General features: G+C 36.5%; 15 protein-coding genes and 1 pseudogene. 7 read left to right on the top strand and 9 right to left on the bottom strand.

Annotated features, from left to right (window positions below; genetic code table 11):
• Positions 1 to 40: 40 nt before the first annotated feature.
• The 6 genes and pseudogenes from CRO45_RS20220 to CRO45_RS13420 all read right to left on the bottom strand — a co-directional run bounded on the left by CRO45_RS20220 (position 41) and on the right by CRO45_RS13420 (position 3,407).
• The gene (locus CRO45_RS20220; protein WP_212613433.1) at positions 41 to 802 is read right to left on the bottom strand and encodes a hypothetical protein; all 762 of its coding nucleotides are present in this window, start codon (positions 800 to 802) and stop codon (positions 41 to 43) included.
• 245 nt (positions 803 to 1,047) lie between these two features.
• Positions 1,048 to 1,612, bottom strand: a pseudogene (plsY, locus tag CRO45_RS13440) (glycerol-3-phosphate 1-O-acyltransferase PlsY); the annotation flags it as partial.
• 62 nt (positions 1,613 to 1,674) lie between these two features.
• Positions 1,675 to 2,148 (bottom strand): DinB family protein, encoded by a 474-nt coding sequence (locus CRO45_RS13435; protein ID WP_097150149.1) that lies wholly within the window; start codon positions 2,146 to 2,148, stop codon positions 1,675 to 1,677.
• A gap of 124 nt (positions 2,149 to 2,272) precedes the next feature.
• Positions 2,273 to 2,497, bottom strand: a complete 225-nt coding sequence (locus tag CRO45_RS13430; RefSeq protein WP_097150148.1) for a DUF4190 domain-containing protein — start codon at positions 2,495 to 2,497, stop codon at positions 2,273 to 2,275.
• Positions 2,498 to 2,784: 287 nt separating this feature from the next.
• Complete coding sequence (locus CRO45_RS13425; protein WP_097150216.1) at positions 2,785 to 3,111, bottom strand: HIT domain-containing protein; 327 nt, start codon at positions 3,109 to 3,111, stop codon at positions 2,785 to 2,787.
• 95 nt (positions 3,112 to 3,206) lie between these two features.
• Positions 3,207 to 3,407, bottom strand: a complete 201-nt coding sequence (locus tag CRO45_RS13420; protein ID WP_097150147.1) for a hypothetical protein — start codon at positions 3,405 to 3,407, stop codon at positions 3,207 to 3,209.
• Between the two features lie 208 nt (positions 3,408 to 3,615).
• On the opposite strand from CRO45_RS13420, the gene CRO45_RS13415 reads away from it, so the two are divergent.
• The 5 genes from CRO45_RS13415 (at position 3,616) to CRO45_RS13395 (ending at position 8,126) form a co-directional block, all read left to right on the top strand.
• The gene (locus CRO45_RS13415) at positions 3,616 to 4,314 is read left to right on the top strand and encodes a response regulator transcription factor (protein ID WP_170949492.1); all 699 of its coding nucleotides are present in this window, start codon (positions 3,616 to 3,618) and stop codon (positions 4,312 to 4,314) included.
• Positions 4,307 to 5,713, top strand: a complete 1,407-nt coding sequence (locus tag CRO45_RS13410; RefSeq protein WP_170949491.1) for a sensor histidine kinase — start codon at positions 4,307 to 4,309, stop codon at positions 5,711 to 5,713. The genes CRO45_RS13415 and CRO45_RS13410 overlap by 8 nt, the downstream gene beginning before the upstream one ends.
• A gap of 128 nt (positions 5,714 to 5,841) precedes the next feature.
• Positions 5,842 to 6,300, top strand: coding sequence for a hypothetical protein (locus tag CRO45_RS13405; RefSeq protein WP_097150145.1), 459 nt, complete (start codon positions 5,842 to 5,844; stop codon positions 6,298 to 6,300).
• Positions 6,301 to 6,321: 21 nt separating this feature from the next.
• On the top strand, positions 6,322 to 7,443 hold the full coding sequence (locus tag CRO45_RS13400; RefSeq protein WP_097150144.1) for an ABC transporter permease: 1,122 nt from the start codon (positions 6,322 to 6,324) through the stop codon (positions 7,441 to 7,443).
• Positions 7,443 to 8,126 (top strand): ABC transporter ATP-binding protein, encoded by a 684-nt coding sequence (locus tag CRO45_RS13395; protein ID WP_097150143.1) that lies wholly within the window; start codon positions 7,443 to 7,445, stop codon positions 8,124 to 8,126. Before CRO45_RS13400 ends, CRO45_RS13395 begins: the two co-directional genes overlap by 1 nt.
• Before the next feature lie 84 nt (positions 8,127 to 8,210).
• On the opposite strand, the gene CRO45_RS13390 is transcribed toward CRO45_RS13395, so the two are convergent.
• Positions 8,211 to 8,474 carry a spore coat protein gene (locus CRO45_RS13390; RefSeq protein WP_097150142.1) on the bottom strand — a complete coding sequence of 88 codons (264 nt, stop codon included), beginning with the start codon at positions 8,472 to 8,474 and terminating at the stop codon, positions 8,211 to 8,213.
• Positions 8,475 to 8,485: 11 nt separating this feature from the next.
• A complete protein-coding gene (locus CRO45_RS13385; protein WP_097150141.1) occupies positions 8,486 to 8,674 on the bottom strand; it encodes a hypothetical protein in 189 nt (62 codons plus the stop codon).
• A gap of 1,654 nt (positions 8,675 to 10,328) precedes the next feature.
• Here CRO45_RS13385 and CRO45_RS13380 point away from each other — a divergent pair.
• Both CRO45_RS13380 and CRO45_RS20090 read left to right on the top strand, forming a co-directional pair.
• Positions 10,329 to 11,825, top strand: coding sequence for an amidase (locus CRO45_RS13380; RefSeq protein WP_097150140.1), 1,497 nt, complete (start codon positions 10,329 to 10,331; stop codon positions 11,823 to 11,825).
• Positions 11,826 to 12,018: 193 nt separating this feature from the next.
• Entirely contained in the window at positions 12,019 to 12,156 is a 138-nt protein-coding gene (locus CRO45_RS20090; RefSeq protein ID WP_170949490.1) for a hypothetical protein, read from the top strand.
• Positions 12,157 to 12,263: 107 nt separating this feature from the next.
• Here CRO45_RS20090 and CRO45_RS13375 read toward each other — a convergent pair whose 3' ends face one another.
• On the bottom strand, positions 12,264 to 13,784 hold the full coding sequence (locus CRO45_RS13375) for a succinate CoA transferase (protein ID WP_097150139.1): 1,521 nt from the start codon (positions 13,782 to 13,784) through the stop codon (positions 12,264 to 12,266).
• Positions 13,785 to 13,893 lie beyond the last annotated feature (109 nt).

Genomic DNA, 13,893 nt, shown 5'->3' with positions numbered 1-13,893 from the left:
CACTGTACCTTGAAGAAGAGGCTAGCTGCTATATCCCGGTTCAATTTACTGGCAGTGGTTGATCATTAAAAACAATTGCACCCGCGCTATTGTATGCAATAAATTCAGCTTCATAGATATCATCGATTTCCGTTCTAAATAATCCAAATTTCTCCTCTGAATCTTTCGAACGAAGTTGATATTTATGAATGGTTTCCCCTTCTTTAACGATTTCCACGCGATCAATTTCTTTATCGAATACTCTTAGCAAAACCAAATGAATATCTTCTTCATTTGTATAAGGCGAATTGGAAAAGGAAAGATGGATTGGTTTAGTGATGCCTTCTCTAATAAAAGTAAGGTCTCTTATGTTCTTCCAAGAAAACAACGATTTTTCAAGATAGACTTCCCTTTCCTCACCATCAGCTGTATGAAAGAAAGCAACTGATTTATTGTCCTCAATGACTTCTATATGCTCTATGTATACCGAGTTCCAATTGTTATGGATGACTCTTGCTATTTGTTCATGATCATCGCCTCGAGTGAACAATGGTAAAAGGATAAACAATAGAGAACTTATTATGAGTGTGATTGTTACATTCTTTGGGAGTTTCACTACTTCTTTTCCTTTATACCACCCTGAAAATTGCAACTTATTTCTATATAAAACAAAAATCAATAGTAAAATGGCGATTGTCCCAAGCCAATAATGAGATTCATTCACTGTATTTAGTGCATAAAAATTCCCTATTATCCCCCAGCCCAACGCAAAAAGGATTATTAAGATAAGTACAATACGTAGTAATTCTAAAAATATGGTCATTTTATTAATCACACCTATACGGAGTTGTGGTTTCACTGCTATGTAAGTATTACTATAAAAAAGCATATGGATTCGTTTTATATTCCATAGTTTCTTAAATTCATTAATATGAACTTTTCGGTTATAGCCCTTACCATCGTCATTACAATTCACTAGATTCTTTAATGATTCTGAAAGGTATATAAAGTGTAAATCCTTGTTAGATCAACGCCCCTCGTTAGCTTAACAAGTAAAAACAAATTTTCAACTATTTTGTTCTCTGTTCCATTTACAATTCTCTTTATATTTTGTCGATGTAGAATGATTATCGATACGCTTATTAGTAGAGAAAGTGCTATGATAATTTTATCTTCAAATATAAGACTGTAAATGAATAATGCTATACTAGCTAACATTGAACTTAATGAGACATTTTTAGTAAATAGCAAAGTTAACACAAACACAAAAAAACCAACTAAAATCCCCAATGGAGTCAAAAACAAGAAAACTCCAGTTGATGTCGCAACTGCCTTACCACCTTTTAAGCTAGCAAAAACAGAAAATATGTGCCCTAATATGGCTAATAAACCACATACAATAGGGTTAATTGTAGAACCAAGAATCAGGGGAAGTAAACAAGCAAAGGTACCTTTTAATATATCAGCAATTGCAACAATTACTCCTACTTTTATAACTCTATAAGCATTAGTTGCACCAAGATTACCACTACCGTAATCACGAATATCTTTTCTTATAAAACATTTTACCTATTACTAAAGCAAATGAGATTGAGCCAATTAAATAACTTAGAATCAAAGTTATAATGTTCAAGGTATTACCTCCTTCAGTTTCTTAATTAGCAACCCTGTGTTCTTGAACTAGCCTCCGTTAGTTCAAGAAGTATGAATAGATTTTAGCTTTCTTCCAATGAAATTAGCAGGTACAGGGTTGAGTTCTAATTCCCTTGACCAAACAGAGAGTTGACCAATGTGGTGAATCTCATGAGCAATTATATGATGTAATATTTCTTCAACCGTATATTTATCTTCGTCCCAAGGGACACTAACAACTATCTCTTTTAGTTCATCTGAATTTTTTAGAAATTCAGCTACTTCATTTTGATATCTATCTGAAAGAGATTTAACCTTCTCAGGCGTATCATAATCAGCGAATTCAACTACTATATCTTCTTTACCTTGAATACCACGAACCCAACTATATTCAACATCAATAATGTGAAATAGGGTATATAAAATACTTCCTACTCCTCCAGTTCTATCTTTTAACAACTCTACATTTGGCAGTTGTTTGCACCAATCAAACCATTCATCTCTTACTTGCCAGTTATACTCAAAAAAATTTAGCAATATAAATCCCCCTAATAATTGTTTACTTTTGTTCCCTAAATCTTCTTTTTATTCAAGTAAACTGCCCCGTTAGTACAATAAGTTCAACAGAAAGGGCTTTAATCCTTCTTGGATCAACGCCTCATTAGCTTAATGATAATATTATTGAAATGGATGACTTTATCGTAAGAAATATTCCAAGCAGACAACAAATAATACCGCCTAAAGCTTCTAACTTTCCACTTTGTTTAAGACGGTTAATTTGTTCTAGCCCAATAACACCAAAAATTAGCCCAATTATTCCCAGTATAAAGCCTACCGCGACAAATGAAGTAGCAATTGAAAGAACACCAAAAACCAGTGATACCATACCTTTGTTATTCGTCTTAATAGCAATATCTCCTTTTAAATTTATCTACCTTCTTCAATATCTAACCTATTATCTAGAAGAGAGAATTCCCTATACCAAAGATAATGAGCAAAGCTATTAAAATAGAACTCCAACAGAATCCTTTTTATAGATTTCCATATATTTAATCTTTTAACATCGACCTTAATAAACCTATTAGTACATCTTGTTCCTCTTTCACTAACCTGCCCCGTTATTCATTAACAACAAAAAAAGCATCAATCCTTCTTGGATCAATGCCGGGAATGCTATCTTAATGGTTTTCCAAAGACTATATGCCAATGGAGATGTTTGGATTCCTGGTAATCTCCTAAGTTGGTAATCACTCTGCAGGCACCGTTTTCTTCAGTAACCATCGCTGCAACCTTTTTAATGACTCCCATTAGTTCTAGTAAAAGTTCGTGATCACTTTCTTCTAATGTAATTAAAGAAGGGATATGTTTCTTTGGGATTGCAACAATATGGACTGGATAGAAAGGTTTTGTATGATAATAGGCTAAAACATTTTTTGTCTCCAACACTTTATTTACTTTTGTTTTACCACTTAATACTTCATCGCAATAAAAATCATTCATCACAATGAGCTCCCCCTTATTCTATCTTTTGTTCAACCATACTGCCCGTCAATACAGTAATCCTCCATTCCTATTGGATGAATGTCTATAAACTATTAGTCTTCTTTTAACGTTTTAATCAATTCTTCAAAGTTTTCATTAAATCTGTTTAATTGGTATTCGTACTCGTAATTACCTGTATGCGTGGTTTTCGTGTCTCTTATGGCATCTGCTATCAAATATGCAGAAAATAGTATACTGATACTTAAAATAACGATTGCCCCTGTCAAAGGCAATTTCTGTTTTTTCTCGTTCATCACTATTCCCCCTTGTAAATCTACATTTATCAACTTTAAGTGTAGCATCCATATTTACGAATTTGAGAGATGTTTTCCAATTTGCATGAAAAGTCCTAAAAATTCGACCACGCATTTGATAAGAATGAAATATCCTCCCTTTTGCTTGTAAGCTGTTAACATTTTATTCATATTACTATGAGAGGATATGTTGTTAGGAGTGATATACATGAAGCGACCAATTAAGGTTTTAACGATAGAAGATGATCCAAATATTGTTGAATTGATCCAATTATATATAGAGAAAATCGGTTTTACTTCTGTTTGCGCAACAGATGGTGAAGAAGGTTTGAAGCAATTTTACAAAGAGTCCCCTGATTGCATCATTCTCGATTTAATGCTGCCTAAAATGAATGGATGGGAAATTTGTAAAATGATTCGTTTAGAAGATAAAAAAATCCCAATCCTTATGCTGACAGGAAAAGGCGAAACTTATGATATCGTGAAAGGTTTAGAAATCGGTGCAGATGATTATATTGTTAAACCGTTTGACCCTAACGAGTTAATTGCACGTGTTAAATCTGTGTTAAGAAGAACGGTTTTATCTGAAAGCGAAGAAGGGATTCTTCAGTTTTCCAATATCGTTATTAATATGAATGAATATCGAGTGCTCATTGATGGTAAGCAAGTGTTGATGGCACCAAAAGAAATGGAGTTATTTTACTACTTAGCCATGAATCCAAATCAAGTCATTTCTAGACAGCAATTACTGGACCGCATTTGGGGGTATGATTTTAATGGTGACCCGCGCACAATTGATGTACATATTAAACGCATTCGAGATAAGTTAGCCCTACATCATGCCGATTGGTCGGTTATCACCATTCGCGGGGTCGGCTATCGATTTGAGGAGAATCCACATGATTAAAAGAAAATCAATCTTTTCAAAATTGTTTTTAAGTTATTCCTTCATCATTGTGACTTCCCTTTTATTGTTCATTGGTGTGTTTTTCTACTTATTCCACCTTACACTTTACGATGAATATGAGGAAACGTATCAGCATCAATACAAACAAATTGAAAAACAGTTGCAAAGTCACGAGAATTTGGAATGGCGTAATCCTGAAACCGCCGAGAGACTTAGTTACTCTTTAAACCAGCCAAGTTATCACATTTATATTATTAATGAAGAAAGTAGACAAATTTTTGGCCCAGATCCGAATCAAACTTCAGAAATGATTGATTTACCGGATAGAATTATGAAGCAAGTTCTTGCGGGCGAAAAAGTATCCGAAGGAGGTTTTAATAACGGCGAACTTCGATATATTGTCGCCTCCACTCTTGACTCTACTATTAATGGTGTTAACGTGCCTATCATGGTCATTATCTTTCATGATTTGAGCCATGAATATCAACAAGTCATTTATATGATTTTATTTACATTCGTTATAGCCATTGTCTTTGCGGGCGTGATTTTATGGTTTATTTCTAAAAAGATAACGGCTCCATTACGAGAAATGAATGACATTGCAAGACTTTATGCTAAAGGTGATTTTTCAAAGTCTGTACAAGCCCCTTCCGATGATGAGATTGGTAAGCTGGCGAAGTCATTTACGTATATGGCGAAAGAATTGAATCAATTGGAAAACCGACGTAAGCAATTTATTTCGAATGTATCTCATGAATTACGTTCCCCTTTAACTTCTATTAAAGGGTTTATCATTGCTTTAATGGATGGAACAATCCCCGTGGAAAAACGGATTCACTACTACAGTTTAATGAAAGATGAAACCGAGAGAATGATTAAACTCGTAAATGACACATTGGATATGAATCAGCTGGAAGAAGGGCATAGCAAATTACTAAGAGCGGATTACAATTTAACAGAACAAGTAAAACAGATTATTCATAAGTTTGAACCTCATTTTACGAAGAAAAATCTAGAGGTTCGTTTAACTTCGGATTCTGAGTACATTGTCTATGCCGATAAAGCGCGAATCGAACAAGTTATCGTGAACCTCTTACAAAATGCGGTTCAATTTTCTAAAGAGAACGATCGTATTGATGTTACTCTTACGAAGGATCGTCAAAATGTAAAAGTGAAGATTCAAGATTATGGTGAAGGTATTAATGAAGAGCATTTAGACATGATTTGGAGTAGATTCTTTAAAGTGGACGAAGCTCGGACGAATAAATCTGGAGCGGGTCTTGGATTAGCAATCGTCAAATCGATATTGGATCTCCATGAAACAGACATTCAAGTTCAATCCAAATTAGGTGAAGGCACGGTCTTTTCGTTTACCCTTCCCCTTGTTGAAAATTCATAAAACCAAGTGGACTATCGAAATTTTTCGGTAGTCCTTTTTTATTTTCTATTAAAAAGTTTTGTTAACGTTCCGTTCATATTTCATTGCTATGATTCAACATGGTAAATAAATAAGAAAGGATGTCGACTATGTATTCTCTTTATTACATTCTTCACATAGTAGGTATTGCGGTATGGATTGGTTCATTTCTAGTACTTGGGTATCTATTAAAAACATTGGCAAAAGAACAAAGAAGATTAATAGACCTATCCCCTGTCATAAAGAAAATTCAAAAATGGGTAATGGTTGGAGTTGTGCCAAGTTTGGTGCTCATTCTTGTATCTGGGTCATTTATGATTTTTGAATTTAACCGAGACTCGATGCCACTTTACCTAAAATTGATGGAACAAGGTGGAACATTAATTATTCTATTAACGATTATTTTTGTATCCATTTACAGTGTGAAAATCACGAAAAAACTACAAGGAATTCAGTTAAAGAAAGATAAATCCCTTGCCCAACTAACAAAAATCTATGCGAACTATCTATTAATCTCGACTTTATTTGGTATAGGCGTTGTGATTGTAGTTGGCTTAAGACTTGTTTAGGAATTAGAGAGGAGAAAAATAATGTTTCTTGCAACAAGGGAATTAAAACATTCGAAATGGCGTTTTGCTATGATTGGCATGATTTTAGTATTGATTTCATGGCTTGTATTTATTTTAGCAGGACTTGGTAATGGACTTTCCACGTTAAGTGCTGCCACTTTTAAAAATATGGATGCTGAATATGTAGCCTATGAGGAAGGCTCTCGCCATTCGATGTCACGTTCAGTTATTTCTGAGAATCTAGTAGAAGATTTGAAAGCTTCTGGAGATGTAAATGATGCTGCAGCAATGGGTAGCCATGTAGCAGTTGTGTTAAAAGAAGGCGTTGAAGATGATAGTGAAAAAATAGATGTTTCAATCCTTGGCGTTGAACCGGGTTCATTTTTAGAGCCTGCTGTCGTAGCGGGTAAACCTTTAACACAAGGTGATAATTACCAAGTGACTGTTAATAGTTCGTTGAAAGATAAAGGAATTGAAATTGGAGATACGTTAGAAATTGAAGGATTTAATGAAACCCTTGAAATCATCGGGTTTGTTGAAGGCGAAACGTTTAACCACTTACCTTCCATTTTCATCGACCTAGAACATTGGCGTGCGATTCATTTTGCTGCACCTGGTTCTGATATGGGTGTAGAAGCCCCTGTTAACGCGATTATGTTACAAGGTGATGGGATTGAGCAGGACAAGCTTGCCAACGCATTAGATGGCATTGAAGTTGCTACGAAAAAAGAAGCAATCAATGGAATTCCAGGTTATAAAGAAGAAAATGGAACGATTATGATGATGCTAGGATTTTTACTTGTCATCTCAGCTTTCGTGATTGGCGTATTCTTCTACGTTCTTACATTACAAAAGGCAAATCAATTCGGTGTAATGAAAGCAATCGGTGCAAGTAATGGATTTTTAGCGAAAGCGATCATTTCACAAATTACGTTATTAGCAATCATTAGTATTGGAATCGGAATCATCCTTACATATGGTACTGCAGCAATTCTTCCTGCAGGTATGCCGTTTGCATTAGATTCTACGTTAGTGTTTAGCTATGCCATTATTCTATTAGTAGTTTCTGTACTAAGCTCACTTGTTTCTGTAAGAAGAATTACGAAGATTGATCCGTTACAAGCAATTGGGAGGGTAGAATAATGAGTGGAATTCAGTTTAAAAATGTAACAAAATATTATCAAGATGGTGCAGGTACGAAGTTAACAGTTTTAGATAATGTTTCATTAACTGTCCAGCCAGGCGAACTTGTAGCAGTTATTGGCCCTTCTGGTTCAGGAAAAAGTACTTTCCTATCGATTGCTGGTGCACTCTTACAAGCTTCAAGTGGTGAAGTGATTATTAATAATACAAATCTTACTCAATTATCATCAAAGCAAGTATCTAAATTACGTTTAGATGAGATTGGTTTCATAGTGCAAACATCGAATCTTGTACCCTATTTAAATGTTCTTGATCAATTACTCGTTGTGAAGAAGATGAAGGGAAAAATAACAGCGGCGGACAAGGCGTTCGCAAAGGATTTGCTCAAAGGTGTTGGCTTAGAGGGCAAATTGAAAAAGTATCCTGAACATCTATCTGGAGGCGAACGTCAACGTACTGCCATTGCTCGTGCATTTATGAACAATCCAGACATTATCCTTGCCGACGAACCAACTGCGAGTTTAGATAGTAAACGAGCCTTTGAAGTCGTTGAGCTAATAGCTGATTTTGTTAAGACAAGAAATAAAGCAGCCATCATGGTAACCCACGATGAACGAATGTTTTCTTATTGTGACCGAGTTTATCATATTAATGATGGTAAGCTGAAATTGGTAGAGAAATAATTAATGCGAGATCAATAAATAATACTAACCTATCCAAAAAGCGACTCAGAAAATGGTTCTGAGTCGTTTTTACTTTTCGCGAGATTAGTTTTGTTGTTGTTCGGACATCAGTTGGGTCCTTAGTTGTTGAACCACCTCATCCGAAGCTGGCGCTGCAGGTTTATAGTGTCCCTTTTGAAGAGCATACATATATAATGTTCGTTGACGTGACTCATCCTGATTTCTCAAATGTATTAATGTCTGTCTGAGATCTGAATTATTCGTTTGGGCAATGATATTGGCATAACCTGTTAAGCTCGCATTTAATCCAGCTAGATAATCATTTACCATTTCTTTATCTTGAAACATGGGAAACCTCCTTAATTTAAATAGGCCATTAATTCTCGTTGGGCTTGTTTAGCTGCTTGTGCATCTCTTTCTAAGATGGTTTTTAACTCAGGATCTGTACAATTTTGTGCATACATTTCTAGTTTTTTTGATAGATTCCCATGGCCACCGATTAAACTTCTTAAATGCTCCACTTCAAGTTCCGTTAACTGATAGTTCATACCTCATCCTCCTTTACTATATAAATTCTCCATTTTATATAGTTACATACATTTCTTTATAATGAATTAGCCACACCTATACCTTTGGAAGGTTTAGGTATTTGAAGGCAAGTCTGGGTTCTAATGGACAAAACTTCGGTGTATCGCTGCTCTAATGTCCTTTATACGCCTTCTTATGGACAAAACTTTGGTGTATCGATGCTCTAATGTCCTTTATACACCTTATAATGGACAAAACTTTGGTGTATCGCTACTCTAATGTCCTTTATAGGCCTTCTTATGGACAAAACTTCGGGAAATCGCTGCTCAAATGTCTTTTATAGGCCTTCTTATGGACAAAACTTTGGTGTATCGCTGCTCTAATGTCCTTTATACGCCTTCTAATGGACAAAACTTTGGTGTATCGCTGCACTAATGTCCTTTATAGGCCTTCTAATGGACAAAACTTTGGTGTATCTTGGCTATAATGTCCTTTATACACCTTCTAATAGACAAAACTCCGGGAAATCGCTGCTCAAATGTCTTTTATAGGCCTTCTTATGGACAAAACTTTGGTGTATCGCTGTTCTAATGTCCTTTATACACCTTATAATGGACAAAACTTTGGTGTATCGCTGCTCTAATGTCCTTTATTGGCCTGCTTATGGACAAAACTCCGGTGAATCGCTGCTCTAATGTCCTTTATAGGCCTTCTTATGGACAAAACTTCGGTGTATCCTGGCTATAATGTCCTTTATACACCTTCTAATAGACAATACTCCGGTGTATCGCTGCTCAAATGTCTTTTATAGGCCTTCTTATGGACAAAACTTTGGTGTATCGCTGCTCTAATGTCCTTTATACGCCTTCTTATGGACAAAACTTTGGTGTATCGCTGCACTAATGTCCTTTATAGGCCTTCTAATGGACAAAACTTTGGTGTATCCTGGCTATAATGTCCTTTATACACCCTCTAATGGACAAAACTTTGGTGTATCGCTGCTCTAATGTCCTTTATAGGCCTTCTAATGGACAAAACTTCGGGAAATCGCTGCTCAAATGTCTTTTATAGGCCTTCTAATGGACAAAACTTTGGTGTATCGCTGCTCTAATGTCCTTTATAGGCCTTCTAATGGACAAAACTTCGGGAAATCGCTGCTCTAATGTCCTTTATAGGCCTTCTAATGGACAAAACTTTGGTGTATCGCTGCACTAATGTCCTTTATACGCCTTCTTATGGACAAAACTTGGGTGAATCGCTCCTCTAATGTCCTTTATACGCCTTCTAATGGACAAAACTATGATAAATTCAGGCTCTAATGTCCTTTTTCAGCCCTCTAATAGACAAAACTCCGGGAAATCGCTGCACTAATGTCCTTTATAGGCCTTCTAATGGACAAAACTTTGGTGTATCGCTGCTCTAATGTCCTTTATCCCCCCTCTAATGGACAAAACTTCGGTGAATCGCTGCTCTAATGTCTTTTATCAGCCCTCTTATGGACAAAACTCCAGTTAAATCACGCCCCTAATGTCCTTTATAGACCTTCCCCTCCCCCCTATTCAGAAGTTAAGTCACTTCTACTTCACAACATGACAGAATAATAGTTTTAATTATTTGAAATTTCTAAAATTAAAAGTTAGCATTTAAATTATATGGGGAATTTCAAAGGGGGAAATGATTTTGACAACTGAATTGGCTTATAAGTCGCTAAAGGAATTATCGGAATTAATTCGAGAGAAAAAGTTATCACCAGTGGAGTTACTAGAAAACCAGATTAAGCGGATTGAAGAACGAAATCCAAGTATTAATGCTTTTGTTTTTACAGATTTTGAAGGTGCACGTAAAAATGCAAAGCAGATGGAAAAGGATATTTTAGATGGAAACTATCAAGGACCGCTGCACGGAATTCCGGTAGCTATCAAGGATTTATTTGACTTTAAACCAGGCTGGCCGACAACTTTTGGTGGTATCGAATTATTCAAAGATAATATTGCCGATCATTATTGTATGTTTGCGGAACGTGTGGAAAATGCTGGTGCAAACCTTGTTGGTAAGACAAACAGTCCTGTTTTAGGGTTCCGAGGTGTGACGGATAATCCATTATTCGGACCGACACGAAATCCATTCGATCTAAGAAAAAATAGCGGTGGTTCTTCGGGTGGTAGTGGTGCTGCTGTTGCGGACGGTTTATTAGCATTGGCTGAAGGTACGGATGCAGGCGGTTCGATCCGAATTCCTGCTGCATGGTGTGGCGTTTATGGATTTAAGGCTTCCTTTGGACGAGCTCCTTTTGTCACTAGACCGAACGCGTTCACGACAGGCAATATCTTCATTCATGAAGGAACAATTACAAGAACTGTTGAGGATGCGGCAATTGCTCTAAATTTAATTACTGGAATTGATCATCGCGATCCATTTAGTGTAAGTGATAAATTAGATTATCTATCTGCACTTGGACAACCTTTAAAAGGAATGAAAATCGCGTATAGCCCTAATTTAGATGTTTATCCTGTGGATCCAGAGGTAGCTTCAGTTGTTGATTCGGCTGTGCGATTGTTTGAACAAGCAGGTGCAACGGTTGAGGTCGTATCCCTAGGGTTAAAACGAACACATAAAGAATTAAGTGACTTATGGTGTCGTTTAGTGAGTATTTCAAGTGTTGGATTTATAGAAGGATTAAAAGAAGATGGATTGGATATTTTGAAAGACCATCCAGATGCTTTACCGCCTGAGGTAGTTCATTGGGCAGAAGATGTGAAACGACTTGGTGTTTATGATTTAATCAAAGACCAACAAATGCGTACAGAAGTTTACGATGCCATCCAAAATGTCTTTAATAATTACGATTTACTTGTAACACCAACAGTGGCAAGTCTTCCTGTAGATAACAGCGATGACCGTAATACTGTTGGACCTCGAAGTATTAATGGCGAAGAGGTGGATCCATTAATCGGTTGGTGTATGACGTACTTTACAAACTATTCTGGTCACCCAAGTGCATCGATTCCAGCAGGATTATCTTCAACAAACTTACCTGTGGGCATGCAAATCATTGGAAATCGATTTGCGGATTTGGATGTTATTAAGGCTAGTGCCGCTTTTGAAAAATTAAAACCGTGGCATGATACTTATAAGATTGTGGAGAATCGAAAATTAGAAGTTTTGAAATAAAGTTGGGCTCGGCTTGAGCATATTCCAGTGCGATGGTACATGATTTCCATCGTACTGGATTTTTTTGTCTCTCTTATTAAAGTCTGTACTTTCCATCATAAGGTTTAAAGTGAATAAAACGTAAACGTATAATCTAAAATTATATTGGACATTAATACGTGAGAGTGATATTTCATTAAACGAGGTGAAAATTGTGAAAAAATTAATATTTGGTGCGTTCACAACAATCCTGTCTACAGCTTTATTGTTCGGGTGTGGTACACCGAATGATGAGCAGGAGCCAGATCCAACAGAAGAACCTTCTGAGCAACATGAGGATCAAAACCAATAAATTATTTAAGCAACGAGAGGATTGAAACCGGTATTGAACCTGACTCAATCCTTTTTATTTCATAATAAAAAGGGCTACATTAGTGTAGCCCCTTCTCGTCGAATCAATTAGTTATTAACTTTTTCCTCTTCGAATAACATCGTACCTTTTTCTTTTAGGTTCGTATGGAATTTGAATGCTTTTTCAAGAATGTGTGGTGTGTGACCGCCCACTTTTTCTTTTGCTTCTTCGAAGTACGCACGTAATTGTGGTCTGTATGTTGGGTGTGCGATTTCGATTAATTTTTCTGCACGCTTCACTGGAGGAAGTCCGCGAAGATCCGCATATCCTTGCTCAGTTACGATAACGTCTACATCGTGCTCTGTATGGTCAGCATGTGAGACGAAAGGAACGATTGCTGAGATTGCTCCGTTTTTCGCTAAAGAAGGTGTTACAAAGATTGTAATTTTTGCGTTACGAGCAAAGTCTCCCGATCCACCAATTCCGTTCATCACTTTTGTTCCGCTAATGTGAGTTGAATTTACGTTTCCGTAAATATCTACTTCAATCGCAGTGTTGAATGAAATAACACCTAAACGGCGAATCACTTCAGGGTTATTTGAAATTTCTTGAGGTCTGAACATAATTTTGCCTTTGTATTTCTCTAAATCTTCAGCTAGAGAATCTACACGTTTCTTAGAAAGTGAGAATGCCGTACCAGCTGCAAATTTAACAACACCAGCATCAATTAAGTCAAACACACCATCTTGTAATACTTCAGAGAATACCTCGATATCTTTAAATTGAGAAGTTTTCATTCCGTTAAGAACAGCGTTCGCAACAGACCCTACTCCAGATTGTAGTGGAGCTAGTGAATCTGTTAAACGTCCTTCTTTAACTTCGTTCGCAAAGAACTCTAATAGGTTATCTGCGATTTGTTGAGTTTCCTCATTTGGCTCAAATAATGGTGATGGAATATCAGGTTGTTCTGATAATACGATACCTTTTACTTTCGCCGGATCTACTTTAATACCGATTTCACCGATACGATCGCCTACGCTGTAAATCGGAATTTCTTTACGCTCACCTTGCTCTTTTTGTACGTAGATATCATGAAGACCTTCGTACGCGCTAGGTGCTGTAGTGTTAATTTCAATGATAACGTTTTCAGCTTTTTCAACAAAAATCGGCGAATTCCCTACAGAACCTGTTGGGATAATTAAACCGTCTTCCGTGATTGCAGCTGCTTCAATAATTGCATAATCGATTTTGCCTAAAGTGCCTTTTCTTACCTCTTCAGCTGTATGTGATAAATGTTGGTCAATATAATAAAGTTCGCCAGCATTAATTTTGTTACGCATAACAGCGTTACCTTGGTAAGGAACACGTAAGTTAATAATTCCTGCTTCTGCCATTGATTGGTCAGCAGTTGGTCCTAATGAAGCACCAGTGTAAAGGTTTACTTTAAAGTTTTCTTTCTCCCCACGTTTTGAAAGTGCTAGTGGAAACTCTTTTGGCTCACCGAAAAGTGTGAATCCACTCATTCCAAGGTTCATTCCGTCTTCAATCCAAGAAGCTGCTTCTTCAGCAGAAACAACCTTGTCTAAAAACGCTTTGTTTCTGATGAATTGACTTAAATCTTTTCCCATTAACAATCACCCCGAATTATTTTGTTTTTAGTATCTACAATATAGCTTTTGGCAATCCTAAATATTATTGCCAAAGAGCAATCCCCAATGCGTGCCGATTCTCAGTTGT

This window comes from Ureibacillus acetophenoni (assembly GCF_900220965.1).
Taxonomy (GTDB): Bacteria; Bacillota; Bacilli; order Bacillales_A; family Planococcaceae; genus Ureibacillus; species Ureibacillus acetophenoni.
Note: the sequence above shows the minus strand (reverse complement) of the source record. Positions and strands in the feature narration are given on the sequence as shown.